General features: G+C 68.9%; 28 protein-coding genes and 1 pseudogene. 13 read left to right on the top strand and 16 right to left on the bottom strand.

Annotated elements, in window-relative coordinates:
* Positions 1–71 precede the first annotated feature (71 nt).
* Together lepB and AB0B86_RS13130 are read right to left on the bottom strand one after the other, a co-directional pair.
* Positions 72–560, bottom strand: a complete 489-nt coding sequence (gene lepB / locus AB0B86_RS13125) for a signal peptidase I (RefSeq protein ID WP_357406070.1) — start codon at positions 558–560, stop codon at positions 72–74.
* A gap of 266 nt (positions 561–826) precedes the next feature.
* Positions 827–1,237 (bottom strand): hypothetical protein, encoded by a 411-nt coding sequence (locus AB0B86_RS13130; protein WP_357417907.1) that lies wholly within the window; start codon positions 1,235–1,237, stop codon positions 827–829.
* Positions 1,238–1,468: 231 nt separating this feature from the next.
* Between AB0B86_RS13130 and AB0B86_RS13135 the strand changes: the two genes are divergently transcribed.
* On the top strand, positions 1,469–1,912 hold the full coding sequence (locus AB0B86_RS13135; RefSeq protein WP_357417909.1) for a DUF4265 domain-containing protein: 444 nt from the start codon (positions 1,469–1,471) through the stop codon (positions 1,910–1,912).
* Here the strand turns inward: AB0B86_RS13135 and AB0B86_RS13140 are convergent, their stop codons facing one another.
* Positions 1,913–2,440, bottom strand: coding sequence for a hypothetical protein (locus AB0B86_RS13140; RefSeq protein WP_357405987.1), 528 nt, complete (start codon positions 2,438–2,440; stop codon positions 1,913–1,915). It lies immediately after the preceding gene.
* Between the two features lie 14 nt (positions 2,441–2,454).
* On the bottom strand, positions 2,455–2,649 hold the full coding sequence (locus tag AB0B86_RS13145; protein WP_357405989.1) for a hypothetical protein: 195 nt from the start codon (positions 2,647–2,649) through the stop codon (positions 2,455–2,457).
* A 90-nt stretch (positions 2,650–2,739) separates the two neighbouring features.
* Between AB0B86_RS13145 and AB0B86_RS13150 the strand changes: the two genes are divergently transcribed.
* Positions 2,740–3,378, top strand: a complete 639-nt coding sequence (locus tag AB0B86_RS13150; RefSeq protein WP_357405991.1) for a class I SAM-dependent methyltransferase family protein — start codon at positions 2,740–2,742, stop codon at positions 3,376–3,378.
* Positions 3,379–3,425: 47 nt separating this feature from the next.
* Here the strand turns inward: AB0B86_RS13150 and AB0B86_RS13155 are convergent, their stop codons facing one another.
* Positions 3,426–4,100, bottom strand: a complete 675-nt coding sequence (locus AB0B86_RS13155) for a PhzF family phenazine biosynthesis protein (RefSeq protein ID WP_357405993.1) — start codon at positions 4,098–4,100, stop codon at positions 3,426–3,428.
* A 171-nt stretch (positions 4,101–4,271) separates the two neighbouring features.
* On the opposite strand from AB0B86_RS13155, the gene AB0B86_RS13160 reads away from it, so the two are divergent.
* A complete protein-coding gene (locus AB0B86_RS13160; protein WP_357405995.1) occupies positions 4,272–4,676 on the top strand; it encodes a hypothetical protein in 405 nt (134 codons plus the stop codon).
* A gap of 149 nt (positions 4,677–4,825) precedes the next feature.
* Positions 4,826–4,951: a hypothetical protein gene (locus AB0B86_RS13165; RefSeq protein WP_357405996.1), complete on the top strand. Its 126-nt coding sequence runs from the start codon at positions 4,826–4,828 to the stop codon at positions 4,949–4,951.
* A gap of 203 nt (positions 4,952–5,154) precedes the next feature.
* Here AB0B86_RS13165 and AB0B86_RS13170 read toward each other — a convergent pair whose 3' ends face one another.
* The 4 genes and pseudogenes from AB0B86_RS13170 to AB0B86_RS13185 all read right to left on the bottom strand — a co-directional run bounded on the left by AB0B86_RS13170 (position 5,155) and on the right by AB0B86_RS13185 (position 7,469).
* Entirely contained in the window at positions 5,155–6,300 is a 1,146-nt protein-coding gene (locus AB0B86_RS13170; RefSeq protein WP_357405998.1) for a hypothetical protein, read from the bottom strand.
* A complete protein-coding gene (locus AB0B86_RS13175) occupies positions 6,297–6,869 on the bottom strand; it encodes a sigma-70 family RNA polymerase sigma factor (protein ID WP_357406000.1) in 573 nt (190 codons plus the stop codon). Before AB0B86_RS13175 ends, AB0B86_RS13170 begins: the two co-directional genes overlap by 4 nt.
* Before the next feature lie 97 nt (positions 6,870–6,966).
* Positions 6,967–7,059, bottom strand: a pseudogene (locus AB0B86_RS13180) (IS5/IS1182 family transposase); the annotation flags it as partial.
* 47 nt (positions 7,060–7,106) lie between these two features.
* Entirely contained in the window at positions 7,107–7,469 is a 363-nt protein-coding gene (locus tag AB0B86_RS13185; RefSeq protein ID WP_357406002.1) for a MerR family transcriptional regulator, read from the bottom strand.
* A gap of 58 nt (positions 7,470–7,527) precedes the next feature.
* Here AB0B86_RS13185 and AB0B86_RS13190 point away from each other — a divergent pair, with 58 nt between their 5' ends.
* A complete protein-coding gene (locus AB0B86_RS13190; protein ID WP_357406004.1) occupies positions 7,528–8,238 on the top strand; it encodes an SDR family oxidoreductase in 711 nt (236 codons plus the stop codon).
* A 220-nt stretch (positions 8,239–8,458) separates the two neighbouring features.
* Here the strand turns inward: AB0B86_RS13190 and AB0B86_RS13195 are convergent, their stop codons facing one another.
* Positions 8,459–8,650 carry a DUF397 domain-containing protein gene (locus AB0B86_RS13195; RefSeq protein WP_357406005.1) on the bottom strand — a complete coding sequence of 64 codons (192 nt, stop codon included), beginning with the start codon at positions 8,648–8,650 and terminating at the stop codon, positions 8,459–8,461.
* Positions 8,637–9,443, bottom strand: coding sequence for a helix-turn-helix transcriptional regulator (locus AB0B86_RS13200; RefSeq protein ID WP_357406007.1), 807 nt, complete (start codon positions 9,441–9,443; stop codon positions 8,637–8,639). Before AB0B86_RS13200 ends, AB0B86_RS13195 begins: the two co-directional genes overlap by 14 nt.
* Before the next feature lie 397 nt (positions 9,444–9,840).
* On the opposite strand from AB0B86_RS13200, the gene AB0B86_RS13205 reads away from it, so the two are divergent.
* Together AB0B86_RS13205 and AB0B86_RS13210 are read left to right on the top strand one after the other, a co-directional pair.
* The gene (locus tag AB0B86_RS13205; RefSeq protein WP_357406009.1) at positions 9,841–10,089 is read left to right on the top strand and encodes a hypothetical protein; all 249 of its coding nucleotides are present in this window, start codon (positions 9,841–9,843) and stop codon (positions 10,087–10,089) included.
* Positions 10,086–10,406 carry a hypothetical protein gene (locus tag AB0B86_RS13210; RefSeq protein ID WP_357406011.1) on the top strand — a complete coding sequence of 107 codons (321 nt, stop codon included), beginning with the start codon at positions 10,086–10,088 and terminating at the stop codon, positions 10,404–10,406. The genes AB0B86_RS13205 and AB0B86_RS13210 overlap by 4 nt, the downstream gene beginning before the upstream one ends.
* Positions 10,407–10,410: 4 nt before the next feature.
* Here AB0B86_RS13210 and AB0B86_RS13215 read toward each other — a convergent pair whose 3' ends face one another.
* The 3 genes from AB0B86_RS13215 to AB0B86_RS13225 all read right to left on the bottom strand — a co-directional run bounded on the left by AB0B86_RS13215 (position 10,411) and on the right by AB0B86_RS13225 (position 13,138).
* Positions 10,411–10,782, bottom strand: a complete 372-nt coding sequence (locus AB0B86_RS13215; RefSeq protein ID WP_357417950.1) for a hypothetical protein — start codon at positions 10,780–10,782, stop codon at positions 10,411–10,413.
* A gap of 605 nt (positions 10,783–11,387) precedes the next feature.
* Positions 11,388–12,143 (bottom strand): hypothetical protein, encoded by a 756-nt coding sequence (locus tag AB0B86_RS13220; RefSeq protein WP_357406015.1) that lies wholly within the window; start codon positions 12,141–12,143, stop codon positions 11,388–11,390.
* An 80-nt stretch (positions 12,144–12,223) separates the two neighbouring features.
* Positions 12,224–13,138 (bottom strand): expansin EXLX1 family cellulose-binding protein, encoded by a 915-nt coding sequence (locus AB0B86_RS13225; RefSeq protein ID WP_357417912.1) that lies wholly within the window; start codon positions 13,136–13,138, stop codon positions 12,224–12,226.
* A gap of 140 nt (positions 13,139–13,278) precedes the next feature.
* On the opposite strand from AB0B86_RS13225, the gene AB0B86_RS13230 reads away from it, so the two are divergent.
* A complete protein-coding gene (locus AB0B86_RS13230) occupies positions 13,279–13,806 on the top strand; it encodes a cupin domain-containing protein (protein ID WP_357417915.1) in 528 nt (175 codons plus the stop codon).
* Positions 13,807–13,911: 105 nt separating this feature from the next.
* On the opposite strand, the gene AB0B86_RS13235 is transcribed toward AB0B86_RS13230, so the two are convergent.
* A complete protein-coding gene (locus AB0B86_RS13235; RefSeq protein WP_357417918.1) occupies positions 13,912–14,517 on the bottom strand; it encodes a TetR/AcrR family transcriptional regulator in 606 nt (201 codons plus the stop codon).
* Between the two features lie 123 nt (positions 14,518–14,640).
* On the opposite strand from AB0B86_RS13235, the gene AB0B86_RS13240 reads away from it, so the two are divergent.
* From AB0B86_RS13240 to AB0B86_RS13255, 4 genes are all read left to right on the top strand, one after another.
* Positions 14,641–15,477 (top strand): SDR family oxidoreductase, encoded by an 837-nt coding sequence (locus AB0B86_RS13240; RefSeq protein WP_357417920.1) that lies wholly within the window; start codon positions 14,641–14,643, stop codon positions 15,475–15,477.
* 157 nt (positions 15,478–15,634) lie between these two features.
* Entirely contained in the window at positions 15,635–16,861 is a 1,227-nt protein-coding gene (locus AB0B86_RS13245) for an epoxide hydrolase family protein (protein WP_357406025.1), read from the top strand.
* Positions 16,862–17,815, top strand: coding sequence for a redoxin family protein (locus AB0B86_RS13250; protein ID WP_357417922.1), 954 nt, complete (start codon positions 16,862–16,864; stop codon positions 17,813–17,815).
* 59 nt (positions 17,816–17,874) lie between these two features.
* Entirely contained in the window at positions 17,875–18,465 is a 591-nt protein-coding gene (locus tag AB0B86_RS13255) for a GNAT family N-acetyltransferase (protein ID WP_357406029.1), read from the top strand.
* An 11-nt stretch (positions 18,466–18,476) separates the two neighbouring features.
* Here the strand turns inward: AB0B86_RS13255 and AB0B86_RS13260 are convergent, their stop codons facing one another.
* Positions 18,477–19,067: a GrpB family protein gene (locus AB0B86_RS13260; protein ID WP_357406031.1), complete on the bottom strand. Its 591-nt coding sequence runs from the start codon at positions 19,065–19,067 to the stop codon at positions 18,477–18,479.
* A 143-nt stretch (positions 19,068–19,210) separates the two neighbouring features.
* On the opposite strand from AB0B86_RS13260, the gene AB0B86_RS13265 reads away from it, so the two are divergent.
* Positions 19,211–20,077 carry an AraC family transcriptional regulator gene (locus tag AB0B86_RS13265; protein ID WP_357406033.1) on the top strand — a complete coding sequence of 289 codons (867 nt, stop codon included), beginning with the start codon at positions 19,211–19,213 and terminating at the stop codon, positions 20,075–20,077.
* Positions 20,078–20,102 lie beyond the last annotated feature (25 nt).

The raw sequence follows: 20,102 nt of genomic DNA on the forward strand, positions 1-20,102 counted from the left end.
GTGGGCGATGGAACGGGTCAAGACGAACCTGCTCGGCAAAGGGGCAGCCCAGACGACGCCCGGCGGTGTGCTCAGCGGTCGACGACGCCGATCACGTTTTCCACCGGCACCGGGCCGTTGTGCGAGGAGTCGTTGGCCGCCTCTCGGTAGTCGCCGAGGAGGTAGACCGTGCCTGCGGGCACGGTGGTGGACTCGAACGCCGCAGGGGCCCCGAAGGCCGGCTCATTGACGTAGGGCTCGTCCTGGGCGGTGGCGTTACGGATGATTCGGCCCTGAGCGTCACAGCAGGCGATGGTGTCACCAGGCACCGCCACCACTCGTAAGATCCGTGGCCGGCCATCCGGATTCCAGTCGTGGCTGTCCGGTGGATCGAACACAACGATGTCACCCGTGCGCGGCTGGTATTCGCCCGACTTCACCACCTTGGCGGAGACCACCGAACCTTCGGTGATCGTTGGCTCCATGGTGGGGGAGTTGACCTCGTAGCGCTTGTTCCGGGCACCGTCGCCGAACGCCCCGCAGCTGGTCAGCGTGACGACGAGTCCGATCAGGACGATCATCTTCCGCACGCCTGGATCCTGCCAGGCCGCTTGGCGGGTTGTCCGACCCCGTCAAGGCCGAGCTGCCGCCTGGCTGCGCTTCCTCAGGCGACCGGCTCGACCTCCGCCGGGACGGGGCGGCGCAGCCAGATCCGGTCGCGGGCGTCTACCTTTCACATCTCCTTGAGGACGCCGCTGCTCGTCAGCCCAGACGGCAACGGGTTCGACTCACTCGCTGCGCTGGCCCCCGGCGTCTTGGGCTGTTCAGGGCTGGTCGCTGGTCAACGTCACCTCACGGCGTCGGGTGCCCCCGGGACTTCCTCGATCTCCTCCTCAATCCGGCCGCACATAACCTCGATGTCGCCGGACCGGATCATCTCGTCAACTGCCGCCACCATCGCAGCAACACCAGGCTCGGGGACGATCACCTGATCCGAGCACCAGAAGTAGCGGCCACCGCCGGTTTCTCCGGTGTTCGCGTGTCTACGCAGGATCTCCCGTACTGCGTCGAGGGTGAAGAAGGTGGCGTACCGGTGGCTGCCGTCGGCAAGGTGGAGGTGCGCATCAACGTTGTCGACCGTCTCGGGATCTTCGCCGCCGCCGAGCATGAATTGCACGACAGCGCCCTCGCTCTCTACGACGTGTCCGTACCCGTCATCAAGCAAGCCGTGCGCCTCGTGCCTTCCGTCACCTACCATGGCGCGCACTGTAGCTCCCAGTTCGTGCCGGGGACCCACCCTGCCTCAGCCGCCCGCAGCCCGCCGGGCTCCCGCTCTCCGCGCCGGCCGCCGGCCACCGGGCGTCCGGCGTGACGGCCACAGGGCGACAGCGGCAGCGGCGCTGAGCTGGACGTTTCTGCGGTGCCGTTGGTAGCAGGCTGATCGATCACGGGGAGGGAGAAGTTGAGGCCCGATTTGTCGGACGAGTGGGTGCAGGTGTCGTTTCTCCTGCCGCCTGGCAGCAACGCGACGAGCATGGGGATGGGCGCGGAATGGGTGGCGCCAGGTCGGGTTCGGCTGCCCAGCGCACCATGGGCCGAGCTCGACGCCGCGAAGCACGACGTTTTTCGTGTCGAGCGCGACCGCGACGGCCAGTGGTGGGTCAAGGAGAAGCTCGCGGCGTCGGGCTACTGCGCGGTCCGCGTCTGGCCCGGTGATGACGACGACCTCGCACGCTTCACGGACGGTGTCCTGGCTGAGTTCGCCCAGCTGCAGGTGAGCGGGTCGGGCATGTTCGGGCTTGTCGTCCTCGATGTTCCACCGACAGCGGATCTGCCCCGGGTGCGGCGGCTCCTCCATCACGGCGAACGCGCTGGCCGCTGGACCGTCGACGAGTTGTGTGTCACCGCGGCTTGGCAGGCAGCCGCTCCATGATCAGTGTTCGTCGGCGGTGAACTGGGGTCCACGGCTCGCCGGCGGCACGACGACTACCTGATCGTTGCTCCGTTGGCTGGCGGCAAGGATCCGGACAATGCCCAGGTAGAAAAGTGTGAGGAACGCGCCGACGATCGCCGAGGTCACCAGAGTCCACGGATCGCCGAGCAGGAGCCGCACGAGGGCGAACGACCCAAGAGCCACAAGCGCGACCAGCAGCAGCCAGCTGTGCGCCTTGAGGATCCGGTTCGTCCTGGTGCGGCGTGCCTGAGAGATGAACGTACCGTCACTGCCTGCTCGGCTGTACAGGATGCTGCCCACCAGGACGACGATGGACAGTTGGGTGAGCGCGCCACCAATGGCGAACGGCAGCCCGCGTATCTCGCCGGTGCGCACCATGGCGGTCCCGCTCGCGGTGAAGCCGGTGAGGCCGAGGAGGAGGAACGCGCTGATCGTGACGCTCCTGCGGACACCGCGTCGCGCCGCCGTCGGGTCGACGAGGGGTATCCGGTCGTCGCCTGTGTGCATGGTTCGGGTCTCCGTCAGTTTTCGATGTTGCAGTCGTGGCCACGCCCGGGGGAGAGGTCGGGTCTCAGCGTCGACCAGTCGTCGCCGGGCAGGCCGTGGCTGTTGCGGTGTAGGTGCTGGTCCAGGTCTCGCAACTGCGTCCACTGCGGTGTCCGACGGGTGGTGACCGGCAACGGCCCGGAGTTGATCGACGTGTGGCTGGGCTCCACAACCTAATGTGCTCGGGCCACCCCCGTTGACCCTCGATCGGCGGCCGGGCATGGTCCCCGGCCCGCCCACCGGGTGGCAGCATGGCTTCGGTGACCGCCGCTACCGACTGGCACGACTGGCACCTGCCCTACCGCGACGACACGTCGCCGCTGTCACGGCGGCTCCGGATCGTGCAGCGGCACATCACCGACTGGCTTGACGAACGGTCGGACTCCTCGCTCCGGGTCGTCAGCATCTGCGCGGGACAGGGGCATGACCTCATCGGCGCCCTCGCGTCACGACCGGACACCTATCGGGTACGCGCAGAGCTGATCGAGTACGACCCTCGCAACGTGGCCGCCGCCCGCAGGGGCATCGTCGCCGCCCAGCTCACCGGGTTCACCGTGACCCACGCTGATGCGGGCGACTTCGCCGCGTACCGCACGGCTGCCCCTGCTGATCTGGTTGTTCTCGCCGGGGTGCTGGGCAACATCAGCGAGGAAGACGTGCGGGCAACAGTGGACGCACTGCCTCGGCTGTGCGCATCCGACGCCACGGTGATCTGGACCAGGACCCGCCGTGCCCCCGATCTCACCCCGGCGATCCGCTGCTGGTTCGCCGCCGCAGGCTTCGCCGAGCAGGCCTTTCACGCGCCGTCCGACGTGCTGTTCTCGGTTGGCGTTCATCGGTTTCGCGGACAACCGCAGCAGGCACCACCGGGCGGCAGAATCTTCACGTTCGCCCGGTGAGGCTGAGTTGCCGCTCTCCTGGCGTGGGCGCTTTCCCGGCAGCTCACTCAGAGGGAGCGGGTTTCCTCCAGGACGACCCGGCCGCCAACCTCGACGGTGCCGTTCGGGCCCGGTCGGGTCAGGATCTGCGATCCCCGGCCCTGCGTGATGTCCAGCGCACGGCGCAGTTCGGCGGTGAGCACGATCGCGGACGCTCCGGTGGCCTCGTCCTCGACGATGGCGTCGCCACGGCGGGGAAACCCCCTGGTACGCACCCGACCGGCGGCCCGGTCCTGCCACGCCCACGCGTACAGCCACCCGTCACCGGGCGGCGGAGCCGGCAGCGCGTCGACCTCCTCGGTCGAGGCGTACTGCTGCATGCGCCGGTCGGGCGCCCACTGCGCACGACCTCTGATCCAGGTGAACTCGCCGTCCTGCCAGGTTGGCACCGGACCCGCCGGCGGTTGCAGAAGTGCCGGCCTGGTTCGGAGTCGACCCAGCAACCAGGACGTGCCCACCAGGGGGTGCCCGGCAAACGGCAGCCGCACGCTCGGTGTGTGGATGTCGACGACCCCGGTGTCGACGTCATCGACGAAGACGGTTTCGCTGAAGCCCAACCGCGCGGCCACGGCTTGTCGATCCTGCCCAGCGGCGACGGCAGAGCCGTCAAGAACAACGCCGAGCTGGTTGCCGTGCCGACCGCCGGGACCGCAGAACACCCGAAGTACGTGGAAATCTGTCACGAGCGATGCTATCCACCGCAGGTGTCCTGGGCGGCGGAGGCCGCTACCGAGGCGCGGCGCGCGGCATTCCGCCGGACCAACGGCGTCCCCCACGGGAGTGAGTTGGCCGCGCCTGTGGCGCAACCATCACGGGTACGCTGTCACTGTTGCCGGAGCAGGTCGGAGGACGCGGTGAGTTGGGACGTGCTCATCGTCGCCGCCCCGCCCCACACCGGATCTGTTGACCAGCTTCCGCAGGACTTCGATCCGCCGCCCCTGGGCACCGGACCGGAGATCAGGCGGCGGCTACGGGAGAACTTCCCCGATCTCGACCTAGCGGATCCTGCGTGGGGGCTGCTGGGCGGCCCGACGTGGAGCATCGAGTTCAACATCGGGTCGGACGATCCAGTGGACTCGATCATGTTGCACGTGCGCGGCGGCGACGACGTTCTGCCCGTTGTCGCACGGGTCGTCGCCGTGACCGGTGGTCGCGCCCTCGACATCTCGACCGGCGTCTTCCTGACCGACGATTGCGCTCGATCCGCTGGGTGGCACGGCTTCCAGCAGTACCGGGACGACATCCTCGGTCGTGGCTGACGTCGGTCACCGGCTGGTGATCCGGCGGCTCCGCCAGGTTTCTTGGTGGCGTGATCCGGAAGCTGGGTGTGGGCTAGAGGGATGTCCTCGCATCTGGATTTCTTCGCCGACTTCGCGGTGACGAGTGGGTTTGTGCTTGCGGCAAGGTCATGCTCTCGTCGATCTCCGAATACCAGTTGGAAGACTTCCCCGCGCTGCGGCTCGGGGACGTCTTTGAGGTGTCCACCGCCACCGGCGTCGACCTTCCGGCGGAGCTGCTGACCAGGTATCGCTGATGGCGGATCACGTCGTCCGCACCTGATCTGCGGGCGCCACTTCTGAACGTGGCGCCGCACGGAATCCGGGGTACCTGTCGACTCGTCAGTCGCCGTGCGAACAACAAAACGACGGTGCGGGCCGCCTCCAGGCGGCCCGCACCGTTACCGAACGCCGGGCGCGTTACGCCCGTCTGCTTTGCTGATGGGTGGGAGTTCCCGGCCTACAGGTCGGCCTTCGTCACGCGGGAGGATTCGTAGGTCGTGGAGGCCCGGAGGAGGCCCGGCACGGTGGTGACGCCCTCGACAAGCATGCCGGTCTTGGCGTCGACGGTCAGCACCTCCTTGCCCTCGCCGCCGAACACCTCGGGACCGGCGGTGATCGTCAGCGTGGCCTTGCCGTTGGTCGTCGAGTCCTTGACGCTGACCGCGGAGATGGTGGACAGCAGACGCAGCACACCGACCCGGACCCGCGTGTTGCCGTCGCCGGCGGACAGCGCCTCGGTGCTGAACGTCCACAGGGCGTTGTCGAAGTGCCGCTCAACGGCCTCGGGGCTGTACGGCTTCGGCGCGGCGTTGCCACCCTTCTGCTTGATGATCACCTGGGCGGCCGCCTGCTGCCTGTCCCACTCCGCCTTCTGCGCCGCCGGGTCCAGGCCCACAAGCGGATCCTTTGCTGCCTTGAGCATCTGGGTCCGGCCGTCGGCCGGGCTGCTGTCCGCCGCGGCGACGGCCGCCTTGAGCAGCGGAGCGTAGCCGCCGTCGTTCATCTGGTCCTGGTGACGCGCGATCGCACGCTTGATGTCCTGCACGCTGTTGCCCGTGTAGATCGCGTGATCGTCGGTGTACAGCGTGTAGACGACCTGCATGGTCTTGGTGCCGTTGACCTGCGTCGCCTTCACCAGCCACGCGTCGCCCCCGGACGGGGCGACAGTCGTGATGGACCCGGCCAGGGTCATCAGCGGCGTGCGCTCGGCGGGCCCCTCGACGGTGGTCGAGCCCGAGGTGGCGGCCGCCGAATTCGTGCCGGCCTCCGTGCCCCCGGTTGGCGGCGAGTTGAGCGCCACAGCGACGACTGCCGCCGCGGCGGTAACCGCCACCCCGGCACCGATGCCCAGTCGGCCCGCGATACCGATCCGCCGGCGGCCCTGAATCGCCGGGCTGGATTCCTGGTCCCGCGTGGTTGTCGTCGTTTCCATTGTTGACGTCGCCTCCATGGTTGTGTCCTCCGCTGATGTCGCGCCCAGCAGCCGGACGGTTCCGGGGTCGGCCATCGCCGCCCGCAGCACCGCTCGCGCCCGCTGATACGCCTCCGGGCGTAGTGGTTCTGCGCTGCCCAAGGCACCGACCAGATCGAGTTCGTCGGTCATCGGTGTCTCTCCTTCGCGCTGTTGCGGTCCTTCAGAAGCGCGGACACCCCTGGCGCGTCGCGCAATGCCGTCCTGGCCTGGCTCAGCAGCCGCCGTGCGGTGCCGGCCGGTATGCCGAGTGCCCGTGCGGCGTCGGCTGCCGTCAGGTCCTCCCAGGCGACGAGCCTCAGGACCTCCCTCTCTTCGGGCTTGAGTCGCATCAGGGCCGACCGGAGCACCGCGCGGGCGTCCACGCCGAGGTCCACCGCCGACCACGGATCCGATCCGACAGCCACGTCCGGCACCTCCGCGACCAGGTCTTCGACCGGCCGGGAGCGCCAGTAGCGCCGCAGGCGATTCAATGCCACCCCGTACAACCACGGCCGCGCATCGTGGTACGACCGGTCGTACGATCGCCGCGACTCGAACGCCGCAACCCACACCTCGCCCAGGAGGTCCTCAGCGGCATCGCGCCCCGCCCGGCGAGCGAGGTACGAACCGACGGCGGCTTCATGACGCTCGACCACCTCCACGAAGGCGTCGACATCGCCATCCAGCGACCGGCCTATCAAATCCGCATCCGAAGCCATGGCCCTCCTCGGCAAAATCCGCGCTTCACCCTGACATTGCCGATGGGGCGGCAAAGTGTTCAGGCGCCGCGGCCGGGGCGCTACGGTGTCGCCGTTTGCGCAGGTGGGCCGGGGCGAGCAGGACCTGGCGGCCTGGGTTCAGCCGCCTCCGTCGGGATGTGCGCTGCTGGCGGTGGTAGCGGATGCGGTCCTACCGGAGCCTCGGTGGGAACGGCTCGGAGCGGACGGCGACAACCCTCACACGTAGTCACAGTCAGAATTTGGCCTCGACGTCATGTCGATGATGTCGTCGAGCCTGTCCCGGGCGATGATCAGTTCGGCGATCTGCGTATTGATCCGGTCTCGCTCCGCCGCCAGCCGTTCGCGCGACTCCGGAGTGCTGACCTTGGCGTCCACGCACGGCAGGAGTTCCGCGATCGTCTTGCTGGACAGCCCCGCGCTGTACAACTGCTGGATCAGCCGCACCCGGTTGACGGCTGTGGCCCCGTAGAGTCTCTGCCCGCTCTCGGACCGCGTCGAGGCCAGCAAACCCTGTTCCTCGTAGTACCGCAGCGCGCGAACACTCACCCGTGTCCGGGTCGCCAGGTCCCCGATCCGCACAGTGACCCACCTCGCAATACTTGCCTCTGACGTCAACGTCAGGTTTTAGTCTAGCTCCATGCAGATCAAAGGTACGAAAGCACTGGTAACGGGCGCCAACCGTGGGCTCGGTAAGGCCTTTGCCGAGGCTCTGCTCGCTCGCGGCGCCACCACCGTCTACGCGACCGCCCGCCGCCCCGAGCTCATCAACATTCCGGGCGTCGTTCCCCTCCACCTGGACATCACCGATCCGGCGTCCATCGCCGCCGCGGCAGCCGAGGTGGGCGACCTTGATGTCCTGATCAACAATGCTGGCATCTCGACGAACGCGCCCCTGCTCGGGCCCTCCACGGAGAACGTCCGCCGCGAGTTCGACACCAACTTCTGGGGCACCCTCGACGTCGTCCGCGCCTTCGCTCCCCGGCTTGCCGGGGGTGCCATCCTCAACGTCATCTCAGCGCTGAGCTGGTACACCTTCGCCCCCGCCAGCAACGGCTACGCCGCCTCGAAGGCCGCGGAGTGGTCTCTCACCAACGGCATCAGACTCGAACTGGCTGGTCAGAAAACCCAGGTCACCGCCCTGGCCCTGGCCGTCGCCGACACCGACATGATGGCCGGCTTCGACATCCCCAAACTTCCACCCCACGAGGTGGTCGCCATGGCGCTGGACGGCCTGGAGGCCGGCAAACTCGAAGTGATCGCCGACGGCCCCACCGCCAACGTCAAGGCTTCGCTCTCCCGCGATCCCGCCCTCTTCTACGCCGACATTCCCGGGGCACTCTTCGGCTGACACCACCGCCTCCGCCGCAGCCGGCCAGGAAAGGTGCGGCCGACCTGCGGTGACGGGACGGTCTTGTCCCTGGACGTCAGCAGCCACCGCCGAGTCTCGAAGGTTCTGCGGAACCACGACGAGGCGGTGGCTGCCGCCCACAGGACAGCTGCCGAACGATGCTCTGGAATGCCAAAAAGCCTTGATTCCCACCCCGGGCGCGGCGCCGAGGTCGCGCCGGTCAGAGCCGCGCGGCGACCCGAGCGACGAACGCCTGCCAGGCCGCCGGCCCGAAGGTCAGGGCCGGACCGGCAGGATCCTTGCTATCGCGTACGCCGACGACGCCGGGCAGGTTGTCGGCTACCTCGACGCAGTTGCCCCCGGACGAGCCGCTGCGCCGGGACTTGCGCCAGATGGCGTTAGTGAGGTCCATGGTGGCTGTGCACTTCCTTCATCAGCTCGTTGGACTGTCGGCGCGGGAGTGCTTCGTTCCTCACGTTCTCCCACCTCGCATGAAGAGTATGGAGCCCATCCTCGTTGTCGACCACGATCCCGCCCAGCTGATTTTCGAGGTGCCCGACCCAGGTCCCGTCGCCAGCCCGCGCCAGCGCGAACGGCCCGGACAGCCCGATGTGCAGGCCGGCGCCTGCAGGGATCACGTGGATGTGGACGTGTGGCAGATCGGCGACGGTGATGAGGTGGGCAACCTGCTCGGCCATGATGCCGGCGTGCTCGTCGCCCGCGCGGTGAAGCGTGGACTCGTCCAGCACGGCCACCACCTGTGGCGGGCTGTCACCAGTGAGGATCTTGTGTCGGCTCATGCGGGCGCTGACCTGCTGGTCTACCTCGGTGGCCGACATGAGGTCGTTCAAGCGCATCACGACCCGGGCATAGTTCTCGGTCTGGAGTAGACCCGGAATCAGGAGTGGCTCGAAGAGGCGAAGCTGTCGCGCCCCGCGCTCGGCGTCCAGCCACGGCAGAAACCATGACGGTGCGCCGAGTTTCACCACCAGACGTCCGAACAGTCCGTCGTTGTTGAAGGCGCGGTCGGCTCCCCGGATGAAGTCCATCGTCAGTGCTCTGGTGCCACTCTCCACGGCGCTGACATGCGAAGCGCTGAAGCCGGCTGCCCGACCGAACGACTCTTGCGTCATGCCGGACGCCCCGCGAGCGCGGCGGATCTCGCTCACGATGAAATCCGCCAGCGGATTCGGCACGTCAGCCATTCAAGACTCCTCACATCGGAGATCGACTACCCGCGGTGCCACAAGCCGTGGGCTTGTCTGCCAGCTCCGGCCCGGGTGCCTGGAATGCCTTCCGAGCGTAGTGGTCTCCACAGCAGAGTGTCACGAGACGGCGCGGCTGACAGGGACCACGAAACCCGGTGGTCGCGTTCGTGGCGGGGCCGCTCCCGCCGGGCGAGCACTCACGGGAGCGGTCCCTTCCGATCACCACGAAGGGGGAGACAGTGCCCGACGACGAGCCCGCGATGCGCAAGCCGCCACGCCCGCCGGCCGCAAGCCCGGAGGCGTCGACTGCCCCGTTGTCACACGCGACGATTCCGCGTGGTCCGGGCGCGAGCCGCGCTGACCCGTACCCCTGGGGGTTGTGGTGATCGGGGCGATGACGGCAGGTGACGTGATCTGCCTGACCACCGCGGCGAGCGTGCAGTTTCTGCGCCCGATCGTCGTGCGCGTGATCCGCGAGTTGCCCGAGCGGCACACGTACGACGGGTGGGTCTGGATCGAGGGTTACCAGCTGAACGCGGTCGGCGACGCTGTGGCGCGGCGCGAGTTGTATGTACGGCGGGCAGGCGTGCGGATGCAGGCCCTGCCAGCCAAACGACGGCGGCGTCCGGTGCGGGTCGGATGACCGCCCGCCCTCGCCCGCACCTGCCGATGCGCCCGGCGTGGCTGTGCCGCAACTGCGCCGCGCCCTGGCCGTGTGGCCCGGCTCAGCTCGCCCTCGTTACCGAGTTCTACTGTCACTCGATCGCGCTGGCGTTCTACCTGGCCGCGTCGTTGCGGGAGGCGATCGACGACGCGTACACCCTTGGGCTGCGCCCGGACCCGGCCAGGATGCACGCGCGGTTCCTCGGCTGGTTGTCGTTGACTCGGCGGGCACGCTCACAGCCGGGTGACGCACCGGCCGGGTGGGTTGCCCCACCCGGCCGGCGTCTCGATCCCTAAAACCTCAGTGCTTCTTGAACACCGGCATGGTGTCCAGCGTTGTGGTGATGTTCTGCGTGGTGCCGCCCCGGTACGTCTTCCCGGTGAAGATGTCCGTCCAGGTGTTGCCCGGCGGGAACCACACCGACGTCGTGGCGGTGCTGCCCGGCGTCGTCACAGGTGCCACCAGGTAGTCCGGGCCGTAGAGGTACTGGGAACCGGCGGTGGCGTAGGCGGCCTGCTCGTTCGGGTACGCCAGGTACATCGAGCGGACGATGGGCGTACCCGTGCGGGTGGCCTCCTCGGCGGCGGCGTAGGTGTACGGCTGCAGTTCCTTGCGCAGGTTCAGGAACTTCTTTGCCGACGCGTTGGCCGCCGGGCCGTATATGGAGGAAATGAGTCGATGACAACGCTGTCACTCGCCGGAAACGCCTGTCAACGGGCCTCGGAGGGTGTCCCTTCTCTCTTTCGCCAGCGGCCGTACCCATCCGGCAGTCTGGGGTCGCAGCCCAGAGGGTCAGTCAATTGATGCGCTCAGTCGACTGATGACTCGAAGCAGCTCGTCCCGATTGTCGGCGGCCTTGAGCCAGTTCGGCAGCCGTGCCACCAGCGTCATGCCACCTGGCGCCGAGCCCCGCTCCCGAAGTCGAGCGCCGATGTATCCGGACAACAGGTCAAGGTGGGTGCGGTTGAATGCCCAGAGCGTGTGCCCGCCGCAGCACTGGGCCCTCAGCCACAAGGGCAGGTGGAAGAACGGATCGACTGGACCGTTCCAGGACGAGACCTCAGATCCCCGTGGGGACCAGGACGCTGAGTACGCGCACCCCGGGCACGTGAGTCGACGGGGCCAGGAGGCCACCCACCTACTGCCATCTGGCTGTGGGGAGTTGACCGCCCGATGCCCGCAGCGTGGGCAGACGACGTAGATGTCCTCGGCCGCCAGCTCGTACAGACTGACCAACGGATCGCGGAACCGATCCTGCTCGTCGCCCTGGCTTTCGTTCACGACACCGACTCCGCCGCATCTCGGCCGGCCGGCTTTCGTCGGCGATGAGGCTGGTGGACCGAGGCCGGCTTGAGGTCTTCATGACCTAGTCGGTCTGCGATGGCCTGGGCTTGAACGTCCGGGTCGGTACCGTCGACCGGAAAGGTCACGACATAGCTGCCCGGTAGGGCATAACGCTGCCCGCTCAGGTCGCGGGCGTAGTAGCTGATCTCGACCACGTCCGGGCGATCCTCGGGCGCGCGGATCGCTACGTAGCCGCGGATCCAGGCTCCGCCGTCCTGGTCCCACCCCTCACGCCACAGCGTGGCCTGAAGGTTCTCGGCAACCAACCGCGCTGGCCACGTCCGGGTAGTGCGCTCCGTCGCCTGGGCCAACTCCTCCGCGTACGCGTGCGAGTCGAACCGGAAGCTGCCCAGCCCGAGCTCCGGCCCTTCCTTGTGCACCCTGTCGAGGACTGTGAGACGCCAGCAGTCCCAGATCACTTCAGAGCCGGCCTGACGTACGCGGACCGTCAGCCGGTCCTCGCCCATGTCAGAGCCGCCTACCGCAACCTCTCGGGCTTCCGGTGCGACAGCGAGTCCGCCCGGTCCTAGTACCGATGAGGGCGTGAATCCCGCTACCGGCTGTCCATGAAAGCCGTCGGCCGGGTACGCCGTCGCAACGACGTCGAGTCCGTTGACGAGGATCCGCATGCGGTGCGACGTGAACTCGGCGGGGAACAGCAGCGGTTCCAGCCTCAGGACGTCGACCACCGGGGCAGTCTAGTCGGCGCAGACTTCGGCCAGCCGCCGCTTGTTGCGGCACCGCGACCGGGTCACTCAAGACCAGGCGGTCAGCAGCGGGGGCGGTCGAGTGGAGCGGCGGCACCCGCGAGCGCTTCGATTGTCGCCGTCGGTGCGACAGACTCCGTCGGGGTCGGCGTAGCGCTGGGGCTCGGCGGGGCCGGGGGTGGGCTGCTGGGCGTGGGCGGGACGCTGGCGAGGGTGGCCGTGCTGCGTTGCAGCTGCCTGGTGACCAGGCGGATGCCGGTGGCTGTCGCCTGGCGTCCGTACACGTCGGTGACCCTGATGCTGTACGGCCCGGGACCGATCCCGCCCTCGATGGTCCAGTGGTTGTCGCTCTGCCGGGCGGCCTTACGGAAGCCGCCGCCCGGCCCCTTCGCCTCGACCGAGCGCAGCGGGTTGCCGTGGTTACCGACCTGCACCGCGAACCAGTATGTCGAGGCGCCGCCCTTCATCCGGAAGGTCAGCCCGCCGTCGAGCGGCGGGTTCACCACCGCCCGGTACGTCACGGGTGCGATGCCCTGCGACCGGTCGGCGATCTTGGTGAACGCCTCGGTGGAGAGGTCGATCTTGCTGGGTCCACAGCCGCCGCACTGGTCCATGACCATGACCCGGACCTTGCCCTTCGGGCCGGTCACCTCCAGGTAACTGCCGCAGGCCGCCGATCCGGAGTACTGGGACGCACCGAGTGCCACGTAGAGCCGGTCCGCCGGCGGACCCGGGAAGGAGCAGTTGCCGCCCGAGCGGCCCGCGTCGTAGAAGCTGGCCTTAGCGTGGTGGACGGCGTTGCCCGTCGGCGGCGCGGCGCAGGCCGGGGTGGCACCGCCGCGCACGGCGAGGCTGACGCCGAGGACGGCGGCCAGGACGGTGACCCCGGCACCGGCCAACCAGTGTCGGAGCCGTCGACTCAGCCGGGGCGTGCGGGCCGGAATATCGTTGCCGGAGGCCGTGCCTGGTGCCGTCACGGCGGATGATGTTGCCGCAGCACCTCGCGGCGGCGCAACAACGCCCGAGCGGACCGCCCCGGTCGGTACGGTTGCGGTACCCCGCCGTGACGGAGCGCGAGCCTCAACGCGAAGGAACCACACCGAGGGGGACAAGCAGCATGACCGACGTCAACAGCGCCGCCGCTGGCATCCCGGACGACGACCCGACCCGAAGTCTGACGGTGGCCAACCCCGACGACCCCGCGACCACCTACATCTCCCTCGCCGGGGGCACCTACGCCATCCTGGTCACCGGCCAGCAGACCAACGGGCAGTACTGCCTCATCGACATGCGCGTGCCCGACGGCGGCGGCCCGCCGCCACACCGGCACGACTTCGAGGAGATGTTCACCATCCTCGAGGGCGAGATCGAGTTCACGTTCCGCGACGAGAAGCGCAGCGTGCGGGCCGGGTCAACGGTGAACATCCCGGCCAACGCCCCGCACAACTTCCGCAACGTCTCCGGCGCTCCCGCGCGCATGCTGTGCATGTGCACCCCGGCGGGTCAGGACGAATACTTCATGCGCGTCGGCGACGAGGTCGCGAGCAGAGACGCGCCGCCGCCGCAGCTCACCGACGGGGAGAAGGCGGAGCGCCGGCAGCGCGCCGCCGACCTGGCTCCCGGATACCGCACCGAGATGCTCTGACAGGTGGGCCAGTGCCGGCCCGGCAGCGCCCCTGCCTGCCGGGTCGCCTGGTGCCGCCGTTCGCTGGCGCGCAATCCCGTGACGTGCGCGGCCCCGCAGGGCTGGTCAGCCGGCAGACCCCCGGGGGCGGCGCAACCCGCCGAGGGCGGTGCTGACGACGAGGTCGGCGTACTCGGGGGTGAGCGGCCCGCTGCGCTGCAGCCAGCGACTGAACAACGGACCCCAGATCAGGTCCACCGCCACGTCGAGGTCGATGTCCTCGGCGATCTGGCCGGACTGCTGGGCGCTGCGCAGGCGCTGCCGTTTGGCCTCCTTCAACGGGCCGTCCAGGCGTTCGGCGTACGCCGTGGCCAGCTCGGGGTCGAGCGCGATCTCGGTGGCCAGGGCGCGCATCGGTTGCTCGTACCGGGGGTCGTTCATCTCCTCGACAGTGGCGCGTAGCACCACTGTCAGGTCGGCGGCCAGGTCGCCGGTGTCCGGCAAAGTCGGTGGCCCACCCTCGGTGGCCTCGCTGAGCATGAGGAAGGCGTCGAAGATGACAGCGCCCTTGGACGGCCACCAGCGGTAGATGGTCTGTTTGCCGACGCCGGCGCGCGCGGCGATGCCCTCGATGCTCACCTTCGCGTACCCGATCTCCTGGAGCAGGTCGAAGGCCGCGGTGAGGATGGCACGCCGGGACGTCTCTCGCCGGCGGGCCGTGTTGGGCGTCATGGGGCAGCACGATATCAGCAAGCGAGACGAACCGTCTCGTCTTGACGGTGAGGGTGGCCCGGCCCACTCTCTCCACCATGACGAGACGGACCGTCTCGTCTCGCTTATCGGATGGAGAACGCCATGCGTACCTGGTTCATCACCGGCGCCAGCCGCGGCCTGGGCCGCGCCTTCGCCGACGCCGCGCTCGACCGGGGAGACCGGGTGGTCGCCGCCGCCCGGACCGTCACCCAGGACGACTTCGACGAGAAGTACGCCGACCAGGTGCTGGCCCTGACCCTCGACGTGACCGACCGGGCGGCGGTCCTCGCCGCCGTGAACACCGCCGTCGCGCACTTCGGACGGCTCGACATCGTCGTCAACAACGCCGGCACCCTGTCCATGGGAATGGTCGAAGAGTTCACCGAGGCGCAGGCGCGAGCCCAGTTCGATGTCAATTTCTTCGGCGCACTGTGGGTCAGCCAGGCCGTGCTGCCACAGCTGCGCGCCCAACGGTCCGGCCACATCGTGCAGATTTCGAGCATCGCCGCGCTCGGCGGTTTTCCGAGCACCGGCCTCTACAGCGCGAGCAAATTCGCCCTGGAAGGCATGAGTGAGGCGTTGGCGATGGAGGCGGCGGCCTTCGACATCACAGTCAGCATCGTGCAGCCGGGCGGATACTGGACCGACCTCTATAGCGGCCTGACCGCCAGCACTCCGATGGACGCGTACGCGCCGCTGCGAGCCGAACTGGAACGACAGTGGGCGGAGGGGTCGATCGACAGCGAACCCCGGCTGGCCGCCGAGGCGTTGCTGCGCCTGGTCGACAGCGACGACCCGCCGCTGCGACTGCTGCTCGGCAGCATGGTGTACGACCTGGCGTTCGACATCTCCCGCCGACGGATGGACACCTGGGCGGGTTGGGAGCAGGTCAGCCGGGCCGCCGAACACGCCGTCACCGCCCCCGGACCTGACAGCTGAGAGGGCTGCTCGTATCGCCACGGGCAACCGGTACGGCGTTCTAGGCTCCGAGATATGGCGGCGGCGTGCCCATCTCGAATTGGCACACAAGTCCGGGCAGAGCCCGCACCGCAGGATTCCCCTCACCAGGCGCAAACCCAGACGGAGAGGAACACGCATGGCTGTCAAGGCCAAGACTCGCCCCGGCACCACGGAGATCCGGCCCTTCTCGGTCGACATTCCTCAGGCGGACCTTGACGACCTGAAACGACGCATCGCAGCCACCCGCTGGCCGGACAAGGAAACGGTGAACGACCAGTCCCAGGGCGTGCCGCTCGCGACGATTCAGGCCGTCGCCCGCTACTGGGAGAACGAGTACGACTGGCGCCAGGTCGAGGCGCGACTGAATTCGGTACCGCAGTTCATGACCACAATCGACGGCGTCGACATCCACTTCATCCACGTGCGCTCGAAGCACGAGGACGCGTTGCCGCTGATCGTCACCCACGGGTGGCCCGGGTCGGTGATCGAGCAACTGAAGATCATCGAACCGCTCACCGATCCCACAGCGCACGGCGGCAGCGCGTCGGACGCCTTCCACCTGGTGATCCCGTCGTTGCCGGGCCACGGTTTCTCCGGCAAGCCGACCGAGCCGGGCTGGAACCCGGAGAAGATCGCGACCGCCTGGACCGAGCTGATGAAACGTCTCGGCTACTCGCGGTTCGTCGCCCAGGGCGGCGACTGGGGCGCGGTCATCGTGGACCAGATGGGCCTACAGGCGCCTCCGGAGCTGCTCGGCATCCACACGAACATGCCCGGTGCGGTCCCACCCGAGATCGACATGTTGTTCCAGGGCGACACCACCGGCGCGAACAACGCAATGGGCTCGCTGCCGTCCGGTCTGTCCGCCGACGAGATGCGCGCCGCCGAAGAAGTCAACTACGTCTGGAAGCACGTCGCGTACGCCCTCATGATGGCGACGCGGCCACAGACGCTCACCGGATTGGCGGACTCTCCGGTCGGCCTGGCGTCCTTTCTCCTCGACCACGACGCGAAGAGCCTGGCGCTGATCGCGCAGGTCTTCGACGGGGCCAAGGCGGGGCTCACCCGCGACGACATCCTGGACAACATCTCGCTCTACTGGCTGACCAACACCGCGATTTCCGCGTCCCGGCTGTACGCGGAGAACAAGCTGTCGTTCTTCGCCGCCAAGGGCGTGACCATCCCGGTCGCCGTGAGCGTCTTTCCCGACGAACTGTACGAGGCGCCGCAGAGCTGGGCCGAGCAGGCGTACCCCAACCTCATCTACTTCAACAAGCTCGACAAGGGCGGGCACTTCGCGGCCTGGGAACAGCCGAAGATCTTCTCCGAGGAGCTTCGCACCGCCTTCCGGTCGCTGCGCTAGATGGCCATGTTCGGGCGTGCGCATTTGCCCCCGCTCGACGGGGCGGTCGAGTGGCTCAACTCCGAGCCACTCGACCCCGCCGACCTGCGCGGGCGCGTCGTCCTGGTGAACTTCTGGACGCTCACCTGCATCAACTGGCTGCGCCAGGAGCCGTACGTCCGGGCCTGGTCACAGGCGTACCGCGACGACGGGCTGGTCGTCGTCGGGGTGCACACGCCGGAGTTCTCGTTCGAGCACGAGGTCGACCGGGTGCGCCGGGCGGTCGCCGCGCGTTCGATCGACTACCCGGTCGCTGTCGACAACGACTACGCGATCTGGCGGGCCTTCGACAACCAGTACTGGCCGGCGCTGTACTTCGTCGACACCGACGGGGTCATCCGGGACGAACACTTCGGCGAGGGGAGCTACGAGCAGTCCGAACAGGCTCTCCAGCAACTGCTCGGCATCGAGCGCGACCCCGTACCCGTGCGGGGGCTCGGCCCGGAGGCGGAGGCCGACTGGGCGAACCTGCGGACGCCCGAGACGTACCTCGGCTTCCGGCGCGGCGAACACTTCGCGTCGCCGAACAGCGCCGCGCTCGACGAGCGCCGCGCCTACTACCGTCCGGAGAGCCTGGGGCTCAACCAGTGGGCCCTGGCGGGGGAGTGGACGATCGGGTCGGAGAGCGTCGCGCTCGACCGGGCTGGCGGCGGCATCGCCTTCCGCTTCCACGCCCGCGACGCGCATCTCGTGCTGGCCCCCGGGGCGGGACGGCCGATCCCGTTCCGGGTGCTCCTCGACGGTGAGCCGCCCGGCCCGTCGCACGGCGTCGACGTCGACGAGGCCGGCAACGGGGTCCTCCAGGACGGACGGCTCTACCAGCTCGTCCGCCAGGACGGCGCGGTCCGGGAACGGACCCTGGAGATCACGTTCGACGAGCCCGGCGCCGAGGCGTACGCCTTCACCTTCGGCTGAGCCGCAGATCGACGGTGCGGACCGGATCGAGGCGCTTTTTCCGGCTAGTGTCGGCTGCTGTGACAGCGCCTGAGATCACCGTCGCCACCCCAGCCGACCGCGATGCGGTGGTCGGTTCACTTGTCGCCGCGTTCGTCAAGGATCCCATCCTGCGGTGTCTGTTTCCCGACGACGAGACCTACCCGCGCTACGCCGGCACCTTCTTCGGGAACCTCTTCGACAAGCGGGTGCACCTGTCGTCGATCTGGACGATCGGTGGCGGCGCGTCGGTAGCCCTCTGGGACCCGCCGGCCGGGCAACACGCAACCGCCGCGCCGGCCGCCGGGCCCGGGTCGCCGGAGGAAACTCCCTACCCGGCCGACGTGCTGGCCCGGGTGCAGGGCTACGACGACATCGTGCACGCCGCCCTGCCGACGTACCCGTTCTGGTATCTCGGTGTCCTGGGCACCCACCCCGACAGCGCCGGACGCGGTTGGGGTCGCGCCGTCATGCGGGCCGGGCTGGCTCGCGCCGCCGCCGACGGCCTGCCGGCGATCCTGGAGACCAGCAACCCGGGCAACGTCGAGCTGTACCGCCGCGCCGGCTGGGAGGTGGTGGGTTCGCTGTCGGAACCGGTACCCACCTGGATCATGCAGCAGACACCCCGCTAGCGGCGGGATCGTCAGGCGGCGAAGATGCGCGCGTAGATCTCGTCGATGACCTCGTTCTTCGCCAGGCTGTAGTCGCGGGGGCGGTGCGCGGTCTCCTGCGCGAGGCGCCGCTTGGTCGCGGCGTAGAGCTCCCGGTCGTGCGGGTGCGAGCGCAGCCAGTCGCGCAAGAGCCGGTGCCGGACGGGTTCCGGCGCGCCCCGGGGCCAGACGTGCAGGTTGACGTCCTCGGCGGGGCTGAGCAGCATCCGGTGCCCGTGCCACCAGGGCTCCCGCAGGACGAGCCGGTAGCCGAGCCGCTCCAGCGCGGGGAGGTAGCCAGACTCCTGCGCGGTGTCCTCGACGGTGAGGTCGACGTCGATGATCGGCTTGGCCGCCAGCCCCGGCACCGCAGTGGACCCCACGTGCTCCACATCGAGGGCCAGGTCGCCCAGCGCCTCGACGATCGACGTGCGGAGGATGACGAACCGCAACGCCCAGGCCGGGTCGTACTCCTCGATGACGACCGAGGCCCACGTCCGTGGCGGGTCGCCCACCAGGCCGGCGTCCACCTGTTCGGGGGTGCCGTGGAAGCGCTGCACGACGTCCTGCGGATACTCGGCCACGTCAACCTCCTCGAGAAGCAAAGTCCGCCAGGCTACGACACGACGATCGGTTCCGGCTGACCCGACCGATGCGGGCATCGCATGTCGGGTGGACCACCGGCCCTGCCGCCTAGCGTCGGTGCTCGACAGGGAAGGAGATCCGGGTGCTGGAACGGCTCAACGAGGCCATGGCGCACATCGAGCGGCACCTCGACCAGCAGATCGAGGTGGCCGACCTGGCGCGGATCGCGCTGACGTCGGAGTACCACTTCCGGCGGCTGTTCTCCGCGCTGGCCGGCATGCCGCTGTCGGAGTACATCCGGCGGCGTCGGCTCACCGTCGCCGGGGCGGACGTGCTGGCGGGGGAGCGGACGTTGCTCGACGTCGCGGTGCGCTACGGCTATGGCTCCGCTGAGGCGTTCGCCCGGGCGTTCCAGGCCGTGCACGGCGTGGGGCCCGGAGAAGCTCGGCGTACGGGGGCAGCGCTGCGTGCCCAGCCCCGGATGTCCTTCCGACTCACCGTCGAAGGGAGCGGCAGCATGGAGTACCGAATCGTCAACAAGGACGCGTTCGCGCTGGTGGGGCGCAAGGCCCGGGTCCCACTGGTGCACGAGGGGATGAACCCGGCGATCGTCGCCTTCGTCCGGAGCGTGGACCGGGAGACGACCGCCCGGATCGAGGCGCTCTCCGATCAGGAACCGGCAGGGATCGTCAACGTCAGCGACAACCTCGCCGACAGCCGGGAGGAGGGCGCCGAGTTGGACTACTGGCACGGGGTGGTGACCGGCGCCGTGCCCCCGGGGGACCTGGACGCGTTGCCGGTGCAGGCCGGCACGTGGGCGGTGTTCACCACCTCCGGGGCGTTCCCGCAGACGGTGCAGCACCTGTGGCGTGACGTGTTCACCATGTGGTTTCCGGCCAACCCGTACCGCAGCCGACCTGGACCGGAGATCTCCCGCGTCCGGGTGTCCGCGGACGGCACCGAGGCGGACGCCGAGCTGTGGATCCCGGTGGAGCGGGTCACGTCCTGACAGGTGGGGCCGGGTCGACGACGCA

Origin of the sequence: Micromonospora sp. NPDC049047, from assembly GCF_040649135.1 — a bacterium.
GTDB lineage: Bacteria > Actinomycetota > Actinomycetes > Mycobacteriales > Micromonosporaceae > Micromonospora.